Origin of the sequence: Bacillus sp. LJBS06 (genome assembly GCF_016924995.1) — a bacterium.
In the GTDB taxonomy this organism is placed as follows: domain Bacteria; phylum Bacillota; class Bacilli; order Bacillales; family Bacillaceae; genus Bacillus; species Bacillus stercoris.
The window spans coordinates 2,374,730-2,391,444 of the sequence record NZ_CP070483.1; the positions used below are offsets into that span (position 1 = coordinate 2,374,730).

A 16,715-nucleotide genomic window follows, 5' to 3' on the forward strand; every position below is an offset into this window, starting at 1 on the left:
TAATTTTAATCACCCGTCCTACATACTAATCGGGTTCGTTTCTCAGCTTGCTAAATCTTCTGGAGAAACGGAAGAGCTCCATGACGAAAACATTCAAACTGAGCCAAACACCGCCGAAGGCGTAGCCCCCAACAACATCACTAGGATACTGTTCATGAAAGTACACACGGCTCAGCCCGATGAGGAACAAAACGACAAGCAACGATAAAAATGTAACAGTTTGCAGACGAGCTTTGTGAGAATGACGCACAAAGAGATAAGCGCAAAAACCAAAAATGACAAATGCCGTTAACGTCTGTTCGCTTGGAAACGGGTATAAGACGGGACTTTCCAAAGGAGCATGGACAGGACGAAGGGAATGAAAGAGCCGCCTGATTCCCTCTTCATAAAGCTCTCCGCCAATGACTAGGAAAAATAAGAAAGAGAGTTCGATTTTCCGGTCTTGCCCTTTGAATACTATCCAAAGAAAAGTTACAACAATAACGGCTAATAGAACATCTCTCGACGCAAAAACCCCGAATACTGCCATCCAATACTGCCACTGTGAGTTAAAAAGAACTGTCACAACAAGTGTAACGATCGTATCAAACGGCTTAAATTCATTATTGATATAATTTTCAACCAAGCTTCCCATTAACAGCACAAACATCAAAAACAATAAAGCTGTAAACACGATCAGAAGCCTTAAACGGCGAAGGGTGTGAAATTGTCTTGCCCCCTTCACCAATCCCGCTATGATCAACTCTCTGATCTTGCTTTTTTGCGTCTTGACCAGGTAGAAAAGCAAGATCAGAATAGCAGCAAACAAACTCCCGATCAATACATACTTTTTGATTGCGACATGAAACTGTTCCCAGTCCGGTCCGAGTAACTTTCCAAGTGAAATGAACGTGCCGGTCCAAAGAAATGCACCACAATACGCATAGATGGCATACTGTCTAAATCGGATATGAGTAATGCCTGCAGCATAGCCGGCGACATGGCGCACACCTGGTATAAAGTAAGCAATAAGAAATAATTTGTTTCCGTAATGTGCAAGCCAGCGTGATGTTTTTTCCATCCTGTCCTTTCCAAAATGAATTCGTTCTCCATATTTATAAATGGCAGGGCCCAGTCTATACCCGATCCAATACGAAATGCTCACTCCCGCACAACTTCCCAATCCTGCCGCTAACATGCTTAGCGCCCAGTTTAACTTATCTTGAAACACGAGAACACCCGCATAGCCCATCAGAAACTCTCCAGGCCCAGGTAAAGCGATAAGCTCTAACATTAACACAATAAACAAGACGGCATATCCATGCTGTTCAAGTAACCCCGTCAAAACTTGCATGTGTTTCTCCTTAACCTTTTTTGTCCTTTTATCATTCCCAATCCACTTTTGTATAATCAGCTCAATTTTCTTTTCAGTAATTCCGACGGGATCTTATCTGGATAAAAAAACGCAACCTATCCTTGTCCATACATATTGATGCAGATTGTTTGCCAAGGGCGGTTCTGGTCAACGTCCAAGTCAGGTGTTTGTTTGGTTTGAAAAATCTAACATATACGGTTAAGGGAGTGACTACCTTATCGCCCCCATGTTTTCATTTGAGGGTCATCATAGCAGTTTATTAAATTTAGGAGAAACCGTTCTCTTACAAGAAAGGAACATCACGGCTACAGCATGCGTCCTCACTGGTTATTTGAAGAGCCGCTTGTAATGTATATCTATTTGTAGTCAACCAGAAGTTAATCTTAGCATTATCTAGAAAAAAAGCCGCCATTTTCAGAGAGAATAAAAGCACAGACAAATACTTGGGTTTCGGGAAGCTTTAAAGAAGCTCTTTTTTATGCACATTTTTCAAAAACCGAAAAAAAGAGGCTTCATTTAAATATTTTTACCAATAAGTTTATGCTTATTGACTCTAGCACTAATACATATAAAAAGTAGAATACTATGAAAGGAGATTTGGATGGTATGATTGATTATCCTATTAATATAAACAACATTTCCGGCAACGGCGTAGTTAACGTAGGCGGCGCTTTTATGATCAGGCCATTAACTTTGTCCAAATCTGTGTTTGGCTCCGGAGGTTTAAACACAGGGATTGTTTTTGAAAATAACTTCGTAAGCAAGGCTAAAATGATTAATCATCAGTTTACTGATCAGAACGTCACCAAAACTTTTTAATGTATTTATTTGGGGATTGAGAAACTCCTTCCTTTAACACCTGGTTTGCCAACCGCCATCAGCATTCGGCGGTTTTTTATTGACCATTTTTGGCCAACAAAAAAGCTTCCTCTCTAAGAGGAAGCCTTTTGCCTGCCGATTAGCCTTCTACGCGAACTTCTTTCATGACATCGCCGTTAGACATGTTTTTCGCGAATTCTAATCCGCTTGTTACTTTACCGAATACAGTGTGAACACCGTTCAAATGAGGCTGTGGCTCATGAACGATGAAAAATTGGCTGCCGCCAGTATCTTTTCCGGCATGTGCCATAGAAAGTGCGCCCGCCTCATGTGTATGCGGGTTTCCTTCTGTTTCACATTTGATTGTGTATCCTGGACCGCCAGTACCAGTTCCGTGCGGGCATCCGCCTTGGCTGACGAAGCCAGGAATCACTCGGTGGAATGTAAGGCCGTCATAAAAGCCTTCGTTCGCAAGCTTTTCAAAGTTTGCGACAGTACCCGGTGCAGCTTCAGGGTAAAGTTCAAATTCAATTTTGTTTCCGTCTTCTAATAAAAAGTAACCTGTTTTCAATTGTATGCCTACTTTCTTTATTTAAATTTTCAAAGGAGATTATGTATGATAGGTTATAGCCTGTCTCTCCTTGTCGCGGCTATTATACCACACCTTTCGGGGGAAAACGAATCTCCCGGCTTTACTAAAAAATAAAAATGAAACCTGAATCTCTTTATCTCCGTCTAACCTAACGGAACTGTATTTTCATTATGATTCAGGTCCTCACAAAGCAGCTCTAGCCAGCTGCTTGTGAAGTTGAAGGAGGTCAAACTGCTTTGAAGAAAATTTGGATTGGAATGCTGGCAGCGGCCGTTTTGCTGCTGATGGTTCCGAAGGTCAGTCTCGCGGATGCCGCAGTTGGAGATGTCATTGTAACACTTGGTGCTGATTTGTCAGAATCCGACAAACAAAAAGTGCTTGATGAAATGAATGTCCCTGATAATGCCACAACGGTAACCGTGACCAATAAGGAAGAACATGAATATTTAGGAAAATATATATCGAACGCGCAAATCGGATCAAGAGCGATTTCTTCATCGTCCATAACGATTGCCAAAAAAGGCTCTGGACTGAATGTTGAGACACATAATATCAGCGGCATTACAGATGAAATGTACCTGAATGCGCTGATGACAGCCGGTGTTAAAGATGCGAAGGTGTATGTTACAGCGCCGTTTGAAGTATCCGGGACTGCGGCTTTAACCGGATTGATTAAGGCGTATGAGGTTTCTTCCGACGAAGCGATCTCAGAGGATGTTAAGCAAGTCGCCAACCAAGAGCTTGTCACGACATCAGATCTTGGAGACAAAATCGGTAACGAAAATGCGGCAGCCCTGATCGCAAAAATCAAAGAAGAGTTTGCTAAAAACGGGGTGCCTGATAATAAAGCTGACATCGAAAAACAAGTGGACGACGCAGCTTCTGATTTAAACGTCACACTTACAGACAGCCAAAAGAATCAGCTTGTCTCCCTATTCAATAAGATGAAAAACGCTGACATTAACTGGGGACAGGTCAGTGACCAGCTTGATAAAGCGAAAGATAAGATTACGAAATTCATAGAATCAGATGAAGGCAAAAACTTCATCCAGAAAGTCATTGATTTCTTCGTATCTATCTGGAATGCGATTGTATCTATCTTCAAATAAGAAAAGCGCCGAAAAATCGGCGCTTTTTTTATTGCTTTACACTCGTTTTAAATGGCAGATCAAGTTTTACAATATCTTCGTATGTTTCTCGCTTCACGACTAAATGAGCCTCACCGTTTTCGACAAATACAACGGCAGGTCTCGGAATACGGTTATAATTGTTGGCCATGCTGTATCCGTAAGCGCCTGTACAAAAAACGGCAAGAAGATCACCTTCTTTTACTTCCGGCAGGTCAATATCCCAAATCAGCATATCTCCGCTTTCACAGCACTTTCCAGCAATCGATACCGTTTTGTCATGCGCTTCTCCGATCCGATTGGCTGTCGCAGCTTCATATTTAGCTTGGTAAAGCGCAGGACGAATATTGTCGTTCATGCCTCCGTCTACTGCCACATACTGGCGGACACCCGGCACTTCTTTTTGTGAGCCAACCGTATAAAGGGTTGTGCCTGCGTCTCCTACGAGAGAACGGCCTGGTTCGATCCAAATTTCCGGGATATCAAAACCGTAACGGGAAGCATTTTTTTTCACAGCTTCGATAATTTTTTCGACGTATTCAGTGGCGTGAAGCGGTTCATCCTCTTCCGTATAACGGATGCCGAAACCTCCTCCTAGATTCAACACCTTGGATACAAATGAGTATGAATCTCTCCACTCGTCTAGTTTTTTGAAGATTTTTTCCGCTGCTAACACAAAACCGGCCGTATCAAAAATTTGCGATCCGATATGGCAATGGACACCCAGCAGCTGAATGTGTTCCGATTGTAATACTTGTTCAATCGCCCGTTCAGTTTGTCCGTTATGAAGATCGAAACCAAACTTTGAATCTTCTTGTCCCGTCGTAATGTAGTCATGCGTATGCGCTTCTACTCCAGGCGTGATCCGAAGCAGAACATCGATGGAGTGTCCCGTTTCTTTACATAGGTCTTCAAGTAGCGCAATTTCATAGAAATTATCCACCACAATGCAGCCGATACGGTGCTCAAGCGCCATCCGCAGTTCTTCCCTGCTTTTATTGTTTCCATGAAAGTGAATGCGTTCTGCCGGAAAGCCTGCCGCAACAGCCGTATAAAGCTCTCCTCCGGATACGACATCTAAAGAAAGTCCCTCTTCCTCAGCGAGCTGAATCATTGCAACTGATGAGAATGCTTTGCTCGCATATGCCACCTGTGCTTTCAGCCCTGCGGAAATAAAAGCCTGCTTAAAGCTTTTAGCACGCTCACGTATTAAAGCCACATCATATACGTAAAGAGGTGTACCATATTTCTCCGCTAAATAGAGAGCATCCACACCTCCGATTTCTAAATGACCATGTTGATTTTGTCTGCTTGTGCCGTGTAAGAACAATGTCATTCCCTCTTTCTCCGCTTATGGATGAAAGGACAGTTTTACGGACTGTCCCTTCATAATTAAGACATACATTATCATACTCTTCAGTCAGTTTCAATGCGATTATGAATTGGTAGGCTGTCTTAAGCGATTTTTGGGGTGAACGATACTGGGCCTAACTTTTGCGCCAGGTTTCGCTGTGCGGACAAGAACCTGCCACAGCGCCTTTCCGTTAAAGGGAATCAGCGGCCATAAGTACGGTGTCTGAAGGGATTTGATGCTTGCCATGGCAATAATTAGCACTGTAAATCCAATAACGAGCCCTTTTATATGAAATAAGGCAACGAGTATCATGAGGACAAGGCGGCTCATTTTGTTTGCCAAGCTTAATTCATAACTAGGCGTCGTAAAGGTTCCAATCGCCGCAAGTGAGACGTACAGAATCACCTCAGGCGAGAAAAGGCCGACTTCAATCGCAATCTGCCCGATCAGAACAGCGGCAATTAAACCCATTGCTGTCGATAAAGCTGTCGGGGTGTGAATGGCAGCCATTCTGAGAAACTCGATTCCTAAGTCCGCTAAAAATATTTGCAGGATGATCGGGATATGCGTATCTTTATTTAAACCGATAAATTTCATATTGTCCGGGAGCAGATCAGGCTGAAGCACAAAGAGAAACCAGATCGGAAGAAATAAAGTAGAAGCAAGAATACCGAAAAATCTGACCCATCTTAAAAAGGTCCCGACTGAAGGCGCCTGCCTATATTCTTCCGCATGCTGCACGTGGTGAAATAAAGTCGTCGGGGTAATGATCACACTAGGCGATGTATCCACTATAATGACAACATGGCCCTCAAGAACATGATTCGCGGCCACATCCGGTCTTTCTGTGTAGCGCACGAGCGGAAAAGGATTATAGTTTTGATTAACAATGAATTCCTCGACAGTTTTGTCGGCCATTGTTAATCCATCGACATCAATGGAAGCAACTTCCTTTTCCACGATCTCAACCAGATCCGGATCAGCTATATCTTCTATATAACAAATGCTTAAATCCGTCTTTGACCGTTCGCCAACTTTCGTCATCTTGACTCGAAGGCGTTCGTCTCTGATCCGCCTTCTGAGAAGGGCCGTATTGACGACGATATTTTCAACAAATCCGTCTCTGGCTCCCCTGACTACCTTTTCCGTATCTGGTTCTTCCGGATTTCTGCCCGGATAGCTCCTGACATCAATGATAAATGCGAAGCCTGCGCCTTCAACAATGACTGCGACGAGCCCGGACAGCACTTGGTCGGTGGTTTCATCCAAGGTTTTTACTTTTTCGACCTGGGCGTTAAGCAATCTGTTTTCGACAATATCGACCAGCTCATCAGGATCTTCTTTCCGATTGTTAATGGCAACAAGCTCTCTCATTAAATGAATAATATAAGCCGTATCGCATAATCCATTTAGATAGTAAAGCTGGATCTCTTTGTCTAAAATAATGAGCTTGCGAACACCTACATCATAGCTTGTCCCCATCCCGACACGTTTTTTGAAGTACTCTTCATTTTTAGCTGGATTCCGATAAACCCGAATTTTCTCTTCCTTGTGGTCCGGCATGATACCCGCTCCTTTCTAAAATAAACTCGACCGCTTTCATGGTGATTGGCGACCCTTTTGAGATATCGTCTTTTCTGCCCATTTTGCCGATATCCCCGATACCGACAATAAGCGGAAGATCAAGTTTATCAAGGCAATAGACTGTATCTCCACTCATTCTGTGGTCATCAAATTCTCTTTCCCCGACTTTATCGACGCCATATTCAGTTACTTCTCCATTGCGGTCAATGCTTACATCTACCCTGGTCCATTCAGCCTGATGTGTTTTTGACGCGACCGCAATCACACCGAGCACTTCAATAGACGGATGGGTCGCGACATAGGTCAGAGCGGCTTCTCCCGGACCCTCTCCTTGAAGGCCGGAGTCGTCAAACATGACAAAAACAGGATCATACGGTGCTGAGGCGATCAGCTTGATGAGCTCGGCGCCGCTGCGGGTGGAGGGGTTCCCTTTCGATTGTGAAATACATCGGCCTCCTACTTTTCTTGCGGCGTATTCAATTGTTTTAGCGGCATACACATCCCCGTCTGTTACCAGTATGACCTTGCGTTTTGTTGTCATGTCGGCATTATCCTTTCGGTTTGAAAATAACAGCTACGATAAAAGCGAAGAGAATGGCGGCTGAGATACCGGCAGATGTCAGCTCAAAAATTCCCATGCCGATTCCGATAAATCCGTGTATATGCGCCTGATGCATGGCACCGTGCAAAAGACTGTGACCAAAGCTGACGATCGGAACGGTGGCGCCTCCTCCGGCAAATTCAATAAATTTATCGTAAATGCCGAAACCATCTAATATGGCACCGATTACAACGAATGTTGTCATGACATGAGCTGGCGTCAATTTGAAAATGTCCAAGAGTAGCTGGCCGACGATACAAATGGCACCGCCACATACAAAAGCCAAAAGATAATCCATGTTAAGATGCACCTCCTGCACGCTCAAATACAACCCCGTGGGCGATAGTCGGGATGCTTTCTTTTTGCTGGATCATCGTCGGGCTTAACAGCGCACCGGTCGCCACGACAAATACACGGTTTAATTTTCCTTCTCTCAGCTGCTTAAAAATATGAGAGTAGGTGACAACCGCTGAACAAGCACAGCCGCTCCCCCCGGCAAAGACCTGCTGATCCGGGGTATAAATCAGAAGCCCGCAATCATCATGCTTTGTGCCGACTGGATAACCATCTTCTTTTAAGAGATCTTTTACGATTGGAGAACCGACGCCTGACAGATCACCTGTCAGGATAAGATCGTAGTCATCCGCTGTCCGGTTTAGATCTTTAAAGTGCTGCTTAATTGTATCAGCTGCAGCCGGAGCCATGGCCGATCCCATATCAAAAGGATCTGTAATTCCTAAATCAGAAACCTTTCCGACAGTCGCACTTGTGATTTGAATATCACTCGGTGTCTGACTGATGACAACTGCGCCGCTTCCGGTTACAGTAGAAGTGGCAGTGTCCGGTTTTTGGCCTCCGTATTCTGTCGGATAGCGAAACTGTCTTTCCGCCGTTGCATTGTGACTGCTGGTGGCAGCGAGTGCCCTTTTGGCAAACCCGCCGTCAACTAACGCTGACGCGACAGCCACTGTTTCCATTGATGTTGAACAAGCGCCAAACATACAAAGAAACGGGATTTTTAAATGTCTTGCCACGTAGTTAGCCGTCACGTTTTGGTTCAGCAAGTCGCCTGCCAGCAATAGATCAATATCATCTTTTGTCAGATTGTTTTTTTGAAGCGCAACATTTACAGCGTCTTCCATTAGCTGCCGTTCCGCCATTTCCCAGCTTTTTTGATTGCAATGCATTTCGTCATAGGTTTTATCAAATAGAGAGCCGAGCGGTCCGTCTTTTTCCTTTGGTCCTGCTGCCGTTCCCGCTGAGTTCACAAATAAGGGATGTTCAAATACCCAGGTTTGCTTTCCTGTTAATTTCATTATCTTCTCCTCCTATGACATCAGTTTCTCAAAAGCAAACCGAATCATTCCAACGATGTATGCAGCCACAACCCCGAAAACAATAACATTTCCTGCCAGTTTAAACATATTAGTCGCTACGCCAAGCACTAACCCTTCGCTTTTATATTCAAGTGCGGCGCTTGCCATGCTGTTGGCAAATCCTGTGACAGGTACGGCTGAACCGGCGCCTGCGAATTGTCCGATTCTGTCATAGATGCCGAACCCTGTAAGCAGGGCAGAAATTAATATCAGCGTTGCAGCCGTTGGATTTCCTGCGGTTTTTTCATTAAAATCAAAAAAATGGATGTAGAAATTTTGCAGACCTTGCCCGATTGCACAAATCAGCCCGCCCACCAAAAAGGCTTTTACACAGTTCCAGACGTAAGGCGGCTTAGGCTGATATGTTTTTACTTTGGATTTGTAATTTTCTTTAATGTTTGTCATCTTGAAACCTCCTTATGAATGGTCAATAAAGTACAGCCAATGAAATAAAGATCCCGCGATTTTCCCAATCACGATGGCCATTAACAGAATAATGATTTTACTTCTGAGCCCGATTCGTTTTGCCAAAATCGGCAGGACATTTAAAACCTCTGTAAGGGCAGCCGCTAGCATCCCGACAAACAAACCTGCCAGAAGTCCGACCGGCACAGCTATCCATTTTGTCAGATAAAGATGATTCATATGAAGCGTCTCCCATCCCCCGCAAACCGCGCCAAGAATAACAGCCGCTTCATAAGCCTGGACAAATCTCATTGTTTTGGTGAGCTGCATCAGCCGCGGAATGATCCCCATTACGGTTAAAAAAGCAACGAAACCTGCCCCCACCGTTATGCCTCCGCCGAGCCCGACAAAAATAATGAACAATACACTAACGATCATGCAGATCCTTTATGGTTTCTTGATTCTCGTGCATGGCCACATATTGATCGAGATCAAGCTGATAGTTAAACATCTCAACCTCCAGCGGGCTGGGCTCTTCATTTAGGCGCTTTTTAAATATGTGGTTGAAAAACACGATCATCCCCAGTCCCAAACCGATGCTGTATGGGATTTGAAGCAAATATGGATAGTCATTCCTCTCTCCGGTTATGATTTCATATAGTGCGATATGAACATCTCTCATGCTTACATCCTCATGAAAGTTCATGATGGCAAGACACGATCCGATAAACAGAAGCAGCCAGACACCGATAAACAGAACCGTTGATAATTTCCGTTTTCGATACTGAATTTCAACAATGGCTTCTGCTCCGCCTACTGTTTGAACATCAAGTGTCGGATCTTGTAAGTGAATGGCTTTGAGGACCTGTATGATATCCAGAATTACGATATTTTTATCTTTTTCGCTCACTTGATAAAGCGGCATAGCCGAAAGTTTCTTTTTCAGCTGAAGCTGCCCTTCTATTTGCGCGGCATCTCCAACGGTAATGATATCCCCTGGATGTGCCAGCACCCGGTGGCGAAGCCGGATAAATATTCGTCGTTCCATCATTGATCACCATCTTTCGGTGGTTATATATGTAGTATGTGGTTCGATTTTGTTCTCATTCATCCGCTCGAAAAGACCATAAATTACCACGCTTTTACACACAAAAAAGCTAGCCTGCACTGCAGACTAGCCATCCGTATGATCCATTTGAACCTTGATCTGTTTTAATATTTTCTTTTCAAGTCTGGAAACCTGTACTTGAGAGATCCCGAGCCGTTCAGCCACCTCGGACTGTGTCTGGTCCTTATAATATCTGAGATAAACGATTAATTTTTCCCTTTCCTCCAAATCGCTGATCGCTTCTTTCAGCGCAATTTTGTCAAACCATTTTTCTTCTGAGTTGTCAGCGATTTGATCAAGCAGGGTAATCGGATCTCCGTCATTTTCATAAACGGTTTCGTGGATTGAAGATGGAGCCCTTACCGCCTCTTGGGCCAGTACAACATCTTCTGCTTCAATCTCCAAATGGTCTGCGATCTCCTGCACCGTCGGCACTCTGCCCAGTGTTTTCGAAAGCTCATCCTTGGCGCGCCGAATTTTGTTTCCGAGCTCTTTTAATGACCTTGATACTTTTACGGTTCCGTCATCACGGATAAACCGCTGGATTTCTCCGATAATCATCGGCACTGCATACGTTGAAAAACGCACATCATAGGTTAAATCAAATTTGTCAACAGATTTTAACAGCCCGATGCAGCCGATCTGGAAGAGATCGTCAGGCTCATATCCTCTGTTTAAAAACCGCTGTACGACAGACCAAACAAGACGCATGTTTTTTTCTATGAGGAGGTCTCTTGCCTGCTGGTCGCCATTTTGGCTTTGTTTGATTAATTCCTTTACTTCATGATCCTTCAGCTGAGCGTTTTTGCCGTTTTTCTTAACCTCCACATCCATAACAAATCTCCTTAATTACAAAGCGCTTTGCTTTTTGATAAGTGCTTTGTTAAGCGAATCGTTGTTCCCATTTCAGGCGATGAATCGATACTGACATCATCCATGAAATTTTCCATAATGGTAAAGCCCATTCCAGAACGCTCAAGCTCAGGCTTAGTCGTGAATAAAGGCTGGCGGGCTTCTTCAAGATCTGTTATGCCCAAGCCTTCATCACGAATGGTCATATATACGACATGATCCTCCAGCGTTACAGAAATGTAAACTTTTCCGTCACTGTTTTCTTCATATCCATGGATAATCGCATTCGTGACAGCCTCTGACACGACTGTTTTGATTTCAGTCAATTCATCCATTGTCGGGTCCAGCTGGGCTATAAATGAAGCAACTGTCACACGGGCGAATGATTCATTCTGGCTGAGAGCAGAAAACTCAAGGTGCATTTCATTTTTCATGATGCCACCCCCAGTGTAAGCAGAGCCTTCTGCTCAGATTGTTCAAATCGGATAATTTTAAACAGACCTGACATATCAAACAACCGCTTCACCGCAGGAGAGATAGCGCAAACGACCATTTCTCCGCCAATTTGCTTAATTTGCTTGTATCTTCCTAAAATGACGCCAAGCCCCGAGCTGTCCATAAAGGTAAGGTCCTCTAGGTTCAGCACGATATGGCGAATATCATCCTTCTCCAATGATTGAGTCACTTTTTGTTTCAGGGTTTCAGCCGTATGGTGATCGAGTTCGCCTGTTAATCGAATACAAAGCACAGATTCTTTGACATGCATGTCAATTCCAAGGCTCATGCTCATTCCTCCTTGATATGATCGGATAATGAGTGTTTCGATTTCGACGGAATGAATTCCTTCACCGTGACAAAACTAGTGGTCATTCGGCATAATTACTTAAATTTTGTCCAGTCTCCCATCGTCCGCTTCAAGAATGTGATAAACCCGGCTTTCTTCATATCTTCTTTTGCAGCAACTGGACTTTCAGCGAGTACTTCTCCATCCTTTTTCAGAACAAGAGTGCCAAGCTCTTGGCCTTTTTGAATCGGAGCACTGATATTGTCCTTCATTTTGATTTCTTTCTTCACATTGTTCATATCCTCGCCTTTTTTCGTCAATATTGAAATCGGCTCAGATGTAGTAAGTTCGATCAGTTTTTGTTTCCCTTTTTTGACCTTTACTTTTGCTACTGTTTCATTTCGTTTATATAAAGGATGCGTTTCATATTGACTAAAGGCGAAATCAAGCATCTTTGTCACTTGCGCGTTTCTTTCTTTAGGTGTGCTCGCTCCAAATACAACTGCGATGGCCCGCATGTTCCCTTTTTTAGCCGAAGCAGTCAGACAATATTTCGCTTCACCTGTATAGCCTGTTTTGACGCCGTCTACACCAGGGTAAAACTTGATCAGGCGATTCGTATTCACAAGCCAAAACTTTTTATCTGTATTTTCACGCAGGTAATCTTCATACGTGCCGGTAAACTTCGTAATTGATTCGTATTTCAATAATTCCTTAGCCATGATTGCCATGTCATAAGCAGAGCTGTAATGTCCTTCCTCTGTCAATCCGGTCGGGTTTTTGAAGGATGTATTTTTCAATCCCAGCTCTTTTGCTTTTTTGTTCATTTTCTGCACAAATTCTTCTTCAGAGCCGGAAATAAATTCAGCCATGGCTACAGAAGCGTCATTTCCTGAAGCGATTGCGATACCCTTCAGCATTTCTTTGACAGTCATTTCTTCGCCGGGCTCAAGGAAGATCTGTGAGCCGCCCATTGACGCCGCATGCTCGCTTGTACGGACCTTATCACTCATTTTGATTTTGCCTTTATCTAAAGCTTCCATAATCAAAAGCATCGTCATAATTTTCGTCATGCTTGCAGGCGCCAGTCTCTCATTACTGTTCTTGTTGTAAAGCACTTTTCCCGTGTCACGTTCTATCAGCACCGCAGACTTCGCTTCATGAGCAAGCTCCGATGTGCGTTTTCCGTCTTGTTTTGCAAATGCAGACGGTGCAAATGTAAGCAGCATTATACCAATCAACAAAGTGGATAAAAGACGTTTCATCTCAAAAGCCCTCCATTTCATAATCCTTTTTATTTTTTCCAAGCGGGATGGTTTTATACGCCACTGATGGAAAATGTTTCGAATTTTGGGCACAAAAAAAGACAGCTGTGTGATATCCGACACAGCTGTCTTTTGGTCCTGCTTTGATTCTTTTTTATTCGTATTGAGCGACGACCGCTTTAACAAGCTTCAAAAATCCAGCTTTTACTTTTTCAGTCACTTCCATTACTTCATCGTGACTTAAAGGCTGATCCAGAATTCCGGCTGCCGCGTTAGAGATGCAGGAAATGCCAAGAACCCGCATTCCCGCATGATTCGCCACAATGACTTCCGGAACAGTAGACATGCCGACTGCATCAGAGCCCATCGTTCTTAAGAAACGGACTTCTGCCGGTGTTTCGTAAGAAGGTCCTGTCACAGCAGTATACACGCCTTTTTGAATTGGAATATTAAGGTCTTTCGCAATCTTTTCAGCCAAGCTGGATAGCTCTTTGTCATAGGCTGAAGACATATCTGGAAATCTGGCGCCGAAATCAGCTTCGTTTGGCCCGATTAACGGGTTTGTCCCCATAAAGTTGATATGATCGGTAATAATCATTAAGTCTCCCGCACGGAATTCAGTGTTGACACCGCCTGCGGCATTTGTCACGATCAATGCTTCCACGCCGAGCGCTTTCATCACGCGTACTGGGAATGTCACTTTCTCCATTGAGTAGCCTTCATAGAAATGAAAGCGGCCTTGCATTGCAATGACGGAAACTCCTTCAAGAGTGCCCAGCACAAGCTGTCCCGCATGCCCTTCAACAGTAGATACCGGGAATTCAGGTATGTCTTCATATTTCAGCTTGACCGGATTTTCGATTTCGTCCGCCAAAATGCCAAGACCTGAGCCTAAAATAAGGCCGATCTTCGGAGATTCCGGCAGGTTTTGTTTAATAAAAGCGGCTGCGCGTTCAATTCTGTCCTTCAAGAAACAGTCCCCCTATTGTAATAAAGATAAAAAGCTTTTCCCGTATTTCGGTTTATTTGTTTGGAAATTATCAGCGATCGTTGCGCCGATATCGGCAAATGTATCTGCGAGCGGCAGCATTTGCGCTTTTTTATGTTTTTTGCTGTAAGCGAGAATCGGCACATACTCGCGTGTATGGTCAGTCCCATGATGAATCGGATCATTGCCGTGGTCTGCTGTAATAATCAACAGATCGTCTTCTTTCATTTTTTCAAACACTTCCGGAAGCCGCGCATCAAATTCTTCAAGCGCGCGTCCGTAGCCTTCAGGGTCACGGCGGTGTCCGAATAAGGCGTCAAAATCAACAAGGTTCGCAAAGCTGAGACCCGTAAAGTCTTCTCCCAGCGTATCGATCACCTTGTCCATTCCGTCCATATTAGAAACCGTTCTCCGTGAAGAAGTAATGCCTTCTCCGTCGTAAATATCAGAGATTTTACCGATTGAAATCACATCTAAGCCGCTGTCCTTCAATTCATTCATGACAGTGCGGTCAAACGGCTTAAGCGCATAGTCATGGCGGTTTGGCGTCCGTTTGAATTGCCCCGGCTCTCCGACGAACGGCCGTGCAATAATGCGGCCAACCATATACTTCGGATCAAGCGTCAGTTCTCTCGCCGTTTCACAAATGCGGTACAGCTCTTCAAGCGGCACAACCTCTTCGTGAGCGGCAATTTGCAGAACAGAGTCAGCAGACGTGTAAACAATTAAAGCTCCTGTTTCCATGTGCTCCTGGCCAAGTTCATCCAAAATCGCCGTGCCTGAAGCCGGCTTGTTTCCGATTATTTTGCGTCCAGATCTCTTTTCCAGCTCTTGAAGCAATTCATCAGGAAAGCCTTCCGGGAACACTTTAAACGGTTTATCAATGTATAAGCCCATAATCTCCCAATGGCCGGTCATTGTATCTTTGCCGTTTGACGCTTCTTGCATTTTTCCATAATACGCAAGCGGATGTTCTGTTTTTTCTACACCTTTGATATCTTCGATAAGACCAAGGCCGAGTTTTGCCATATTCGGCATATGTAATCCGTTCATATGCTCGGCAATATGCCCGAGCGTATGAGCGCCTTCGTCATTAAAGTCAGCGGCATCCGGCGCTTCGCCAATTCCGACTGAGTCCATCACAATTAAAAACACACGATTATATTTGTATGCAGGCATCTTGAAAGCCTCCTTTTTTTCTATACGTCTATTGTATCGCTAAGAGGTCTGACAACTCAAGTATAAACCGTTTTCATTCACGTTGACAATGCATTTGGAAATAATGAGAAACTTCAATATTTTCTGTCGCTCTAAAAAAAAAGCCGCAGCCATCTGCGGCTATGCACGCGGATGAAACTGCTTGTACACATCCTTCAGCCTTGTTTTCGTCACATGCGTATAAATTTGCGTCGTGGATATATCCGCATGACCGAGCATTTCCTGAACCGCTCTTAAATCTGCCCCGTTCTCAAGCAGATGCGTCGCAAAGGAATGCCTGAGTGTATGCGGAGTCAGCTCTTTCTTAATCCCGGCTTCCAACGCGATTTTCTTCAGGTTCTTCCAAAATCCCTGGCGGCTGATCTGTTTGCCGTGATGATTTAAAAAGAGGGCGTCAGACACATTGTTCTTTAACAATTTTCCCCTGGCTTTTGTCATATATTCCTCAATGGCGGAAGCGGCTGCTTCACCAATTGGCACGATCCTCTCTTTTCTTCCTTTGCCGAAGCATCGGACAAACCCCATAGATAAATGAACATCAGACGTTTTCAATTCAATCATTTCACTGACTCGTATGCCTGTCGCATAAAGCAGTTCCAGCATTGCTTTATCCCGATAACCGAAAGGGCTCGTTAGCTTAGGCGTGTCCAATAATCGCTCGACCTCATTGAGTGCGAGCACTTTCGGAAGCGCCCGTTCGGTCTTTTGTGTTTCGATATGAACGGAAGGGTCCTTGTCCGTCACTTTTTCCCTGAGCAGAAATTGATGAAAAGAGCGAATGGATGCCAAATGCCGCGCCGATGTCTTCCCGGATTTCCCCGAGTCCTTCAAGTGCTTTAAGTATTGGATAATATGTATGCGGGTCACGTGATTCCAATCCGTAACATGAAGGGTTTCTGTTAAGTAGAGAGAATAGCTTTTCAAGTCACGTTCATAGGATACGATCGTATTTTGAGAGAGCCCTCTCTCTACCATGACGTAGTGGATGAAATCCTTTATTTGATCTTTCACTCTTGATCTACTCCCCGTTTTGGTAAAAAAAGATCAACCGGTCGAACCATCCGCCTTTTTCATCCTGATCCATTTCCACAACTTTTACAGCGGAGCCTTCCGGTTTATCGTACCGATGATAGTTTTCATACTCTTGATTCACCCATATCATAGCATAATAGAACAAAGCGGTAAAACCGGTAAACAGGATGAAAACTTTCAATGCATCGACAGTTGTTTTCAGGAATCTTCCCATGTCCTAATCGATCCTTTCCCTATGGTTCCAGTTATATAAACC

The 16,715-nt window shown here is 44.1% G+C and carries 20 protein-coding genes; 2 read left to right on the forward strand and 18 right to left on the reverse strand.

Annotated elements, in window-relative coordinates:
* Positions 1–25: 25 nt before the first annotated feature.
* On the reverse strand, positions 26–1,333 hold the full coding sequence (locus JQX68_RS11940; protein WP_147772197.1) for a bifunctional DedA family/phosphatase PAP2 family protein: 1,308 nt from the start codon (positions 1,331–1,333) through the stop codon (positions 26–28).
* 627 nt (positions 1,334–1,960) lie between these two features.
* Between JQX68_RS11940 and JQX68_RS11945 the strand changes: the two genes are divergently transcribed.
* Positions 1,961–2,173 carry a spore germination protein gene (locus tag JQX68_RS11945; protein WP_014664471.1) on the forward strand — a complete coding sequence of 71 codons (213 nt, stop codon included), beginning with the start codon at positions 1,961–1,963 and terminating at the stop codon, positions 2,171–2,173.
* 139 nt (positions 2,174–2,312) lie between these two features.
* On the opposite strand, the gene JQX68_RS11950 is transcribed toward JQX68_RS11945, so the two are convergent.
* A complete protein-coding gene (locus JQX68_RS11950) occupies positions 2,313–2,744 on the reverse strand; it encodes a peptidylprolyl isomerase (RefSeq protein WP_003223931.1) in 432 nt (143 codons plus the stop codon).
* Positions 2,745–3,001: 257 nt separating this feature from the next.
* On the opposite strand from JQX68_RS11950, the gene JQX68_RS11955 reads away from it, so the two are divergent.
* Positions 3,002–3,874 carry a DUF1002 domain-containing protein gene (locus tag JQX68_RS11955; protein ID WP_147772198.1) on the forward strand — a complete coding sequence of 291 codons (873 nt, stop codon included), beginning with the start codon at positions 3,002–3,004 and terminating at the stop codon, positions 3,872–3,874.
* A 28-nt stretch (positions 3,875–3,902) separates the two neighbouring features.
* Here the strand turns inward: JQX68_RS11955 and lysA are convergent, their stop codons facing one another.
* From lysA to JQX68_RS12035, 16 genes are all read right to left on the reverse strand, one after another.
* Positions 3,903–5,222 (reverse strand): diaminopimelate decarboxylase, encoded by a 1,320-nt coding sequence (gene lysA / locus JQX68_RS11960; RefSeq protein WP_147772442.1) that lies wholly within the window; start codon positions 5,220–5,222, stop codon positions 3,903–3,905.
* A gap of 105 nt (positions 5,223–5,327) precedes the next feature.
* Positions 5,328–6,809 (reverse strand): spore germination protein SpoVAF, encoded by a 1,482-nt coding sequence (gene spoVAF, locus JQX68_RS11965; protein WP_014664473.1) that lies wholly within the window; start codon positions 6,807–6,809, stop codon positions 5,328–5,330.
* Positions 6,760–7,371: a stage V sporulation protein SpoVABEA gene (gene spoVAEA / locus JQX68_RS11970; protein WP_147772199.1), complete on the reverse strand. Its 612-nt coding sequence runs from the start codon at positions 7,369–7,371 to the stop codon at positions 6,760–6,762. The genes spoVAF and spoVAEA overlap by 50 nt, the downstream gene beginning before the upstream one ends.
* A 7-nt stretch (positions 7,372–7,378) precedes the next feature.
* Positions 7,379–7,729, reverse strand: coding sequence for a stage V sporulation protein AE (gene spoVAE / locus JQX68_RS11975; RefSeq protein WP_014664475.1), 351 nt, complete (start codon positions 7,727–7,729; stop codon positions 7,379–7,381).
* Between the two features lies 1 nt (position 7,730).
* Positions 7,731–8,747, reverse strand: coding sequence for a stage V sporulation protein AD (gene spoVAD / locus JQX68_RS11980; RefSeq protein ID WP_014664476.1), 1,017 nt, complete (start codon positions 8,745–8,747; stop codon positions 7,731–7,733).
* Between the two features lie 12 nt (positions 8,748–8,759).
* Positions 8,760–9,212, reverse strand: coding sequence for a stage V sporulation protein AC (gene spoVAC, locus JQX68_RS11985; RefSeq protein WP_003223947.1), 453 nt, complete (start codon positions 9,210–9,212; stop codon positions 8,760–8,762).
* Between the two features lie 12 nt (positions 9,213–9,224).
* Positions 9,225–9,650, reverse strand: coding sequence for a stage V sporulation protein SpoVAB (gene spoVAB, locus JQX68_RS11990; protein ID WP_003230463.1), 426 nt, complete (start codon positions 9,648–9,650; stop codon positions 9,225–9,227).
* The gene (gene spoVAA / locus JQX68_RS11995) at positions 9,640–10,260 is read right to left on the reverse strand and encodes a stage V sporulation protein SpoVAA (RefSeq protein WP_040083772.1); all 621 of its coding nucleotides are present in this window, start codon (positions 10,258–10,260) and stop codon (positions 9,640–9,642) included. Before spoVAA ends, spoVAB begins: the two co-directional genes overlap by 11 nt.
* A 126-nt stretch (positions 10,261–10,386) precedes the next feature.
* Complete coding sequence (gene sigF / locus JQX68_RS12000; RefSeq protein WP_003230458.1) at positions 10,387–11,154, reverse strand: RNA polymerase sporulation sigma factor SigF; 768 nt, start codon at positions 11,152–11,154, stop codon at positions 10,387–10,389.
* A gap of 11 nt (positions 11,155–11,165) precedes the next feature.
* Positions 11,166–11,606 carry an anti-sigma F factor gene (gene spoIIAB / locus JQX68_RS12005; RefSeq protein WP_069149810.1) on the reverse strand — a complete coding sequence of 147 codons (441 nt, stop codon included), beginning with the start codon at positions 11,604–11,606 and terminating at the stop codon, positions 11,166–11,168.
* Entirely contained in the window at positions 11,603–11,956 is a 354-nt protein-coding gene (gene spoIIAA, locus JQX68_RS12010; protein ID WP_014664479.1) for an anti-sigma F factor antagonist, read from the reverse strand. The genes spoIIAB and spoIIAA overlap by 4 nt, the downstream gene beginning before the upstream one ends.
* 95 nt (positions 11,957–12,051) lie before the next feature.
* Positions 12,052–13,221, reverse strand: coding sequence for a D-alanyl-D-alanine carboxypeptidase DacF (dacF, locus tag JQX68_RS12015; protein ID WP_014664480.1), 1,170 nt, complete (start codon positions 13,219–13,221; stop codon positions 12,052–12,054).
* A 154-nt stretch (positions 13,222–13,375) separates the two neighbouring features.
* Positions 13,376–14,191 carry a purine nucleoside phosphorylase I, inosine and guanosine-specific gene (locus JQX68_RS12020; protein WP_040082727.1) on the reverse strand — a complete coding sequence of 272 codons (816 nt, stop codon included), beginning with the start codon at positions 14,189–14,191 and terminating at the stop codon, positions 13,376–13,378.
* Between the two features lie 12 nt (positions 14,192–14,203).
* The gene (gene deoB, locus JQX68_RS12025) at positions 14,204–15,388 is read right to left on the reverse strand and encodes a phosphopentomutase (protein ID WP_014664482.1); all 1,185 of its coding nucleotides are present in this window, start codon (positions 15,386–15,388) and stop codon (positions 14,204–14,206) included.
* Between the two features lie 159 nt (positions 15,389–15,547).
* Complete coding sequence (xerD, locus tag JQX68_RS12030; RefSeq protein WP_014664483.1) at positions 15,548–16,438, reverse strand: site-specific tyrosine recombinase XerD; 891 nt, start codon at positions 16,436–16,438, stop codon at positions 15,548–15,550.
* 7 nt (positions 16,439–16,445) lie between these two features.
* The gene (locus tag JQX68_RS12035) at positions 16,446–16,673 is read right to left on the reverse strand and encodes a YqzK family protein (protein ID WP_014664484.1); all 228 of its coding nucleotides are present in this window, start codon (positions 16,671–16,673) and stop codon (positions 16,446–16,448) included.
* Between the last annotated feature and the right edge of the window lie 42 nt (positions 16,674–16,715).

What these genes read in the sequence shown, in the direction of transcription:
- JQX68_RS11940 (WP_147772197.1), bottom strand. Translation starts at nt 1,333, where the DNA reads ATGCAAGTTTTGACGGGGTTACTTGAACAGCATGGATATGCCGTCTTG.
- JQX68_RS11945 (WP_014664471.1), top strand. Translation starts at nt 1,961, where the DNA reads ATGATTGATTATCCTATTAATATAAACAACATTTCCGGCAACGGCGTA.
- spoVAF (WP_014664473.1), bottom strand. Translation starts at nt 6,809, where the DNA reads ATGCCGGACCACAAGGAAGAGAAAATTCGGGTTTATCGGAATCCAGCT.
- spoVAEA (WP_147772199.1), bottom strand. Translation starts at nt 7,371, where the DNA reads ATGACAACAAAACGCAAGGTCATACTGGTAACAGACGGGGATGTGTAT.
- spoVAE (WP_014664475.1), bottom strand. Translation starts at nt 7,729, where the DNA reads ATGGATTATCTTTTGGCTTTTGTATGTGGCGGTGCCATTTGTATCGTC.
- spoVAD (WP_014664476.1), bottom strand. Translation starts at nt 8,747, where the DNA reads ATGAAATTAACAGGAAAGCAAACCTGGGTATTTGAACATCCCTTATTT.
- spoVAC (WP_003223947.1), bottom strand. Translation starts at nt 9,212, where the DNA reads ATGACAAACATTAAAGAAAATTACAAATCCAAAGTAAAAACATATCAG.
- spoVAB (WP_003230463.1), bottom strand. Translation starts at nt 9,650, where the DNA reads ATGATCGTTAGTGTATTGTTCATTATTTTTGTCGGGCTCGGCGGAGGC.
- spoVAA (WP_040083772.1), bottom strand. Translation starts at nt 10,260, where the DNA reads ATGGAACGACGAATATTTATCCGGCTTCGCCACCGGGTGCTGGCACAT.
- sigF (WP_003230458.1), bottom strand. Translation starts at nt 11,154, where the DNA reads ATGGATGTGGAGGTTAAGAAAAACGGCAAAAACGCTCAGCTGAAGGAT.
- spoIIAB (WP_069149810.1), bottom strand. Translation starts at nt 11,606, where the DNA reads ATGAAAAATGAAATGCACCTTGAGTTTTCTGCTCTCAGCCAGAATGAA.
- spoIIAA (WP_014664479.1), bottom strand. Translation starts at nt 11,956, where the DNA reads ATGAGCCTTGGAATTGACATGCATGTCAAAGAATCTGTGCTTTGTATT.
- dacF (WP_014664480.1), bottom strand. Translation starts at nt 13,221, where the DNA reads ATGAAACGTCTTTTATCCACTTTGTTGATTGGTATAATGCTGCTTACA.
- deoB (WP_014664482.1), bottom strand. Translation starts at nt 15,388, where the DNA reads ATGCCTGCATACAAATATAATCGTGTGTTTTTAATTGTGATGGACTCA.
- JQX68_RS12035 (WP_014664484.1), bottom strand. Translation starts at nt 16,673, where the DNA reads ATGGGAAGATTCCTGAAAACAACTGTCGATGCATTGAAAGTTTTCATC.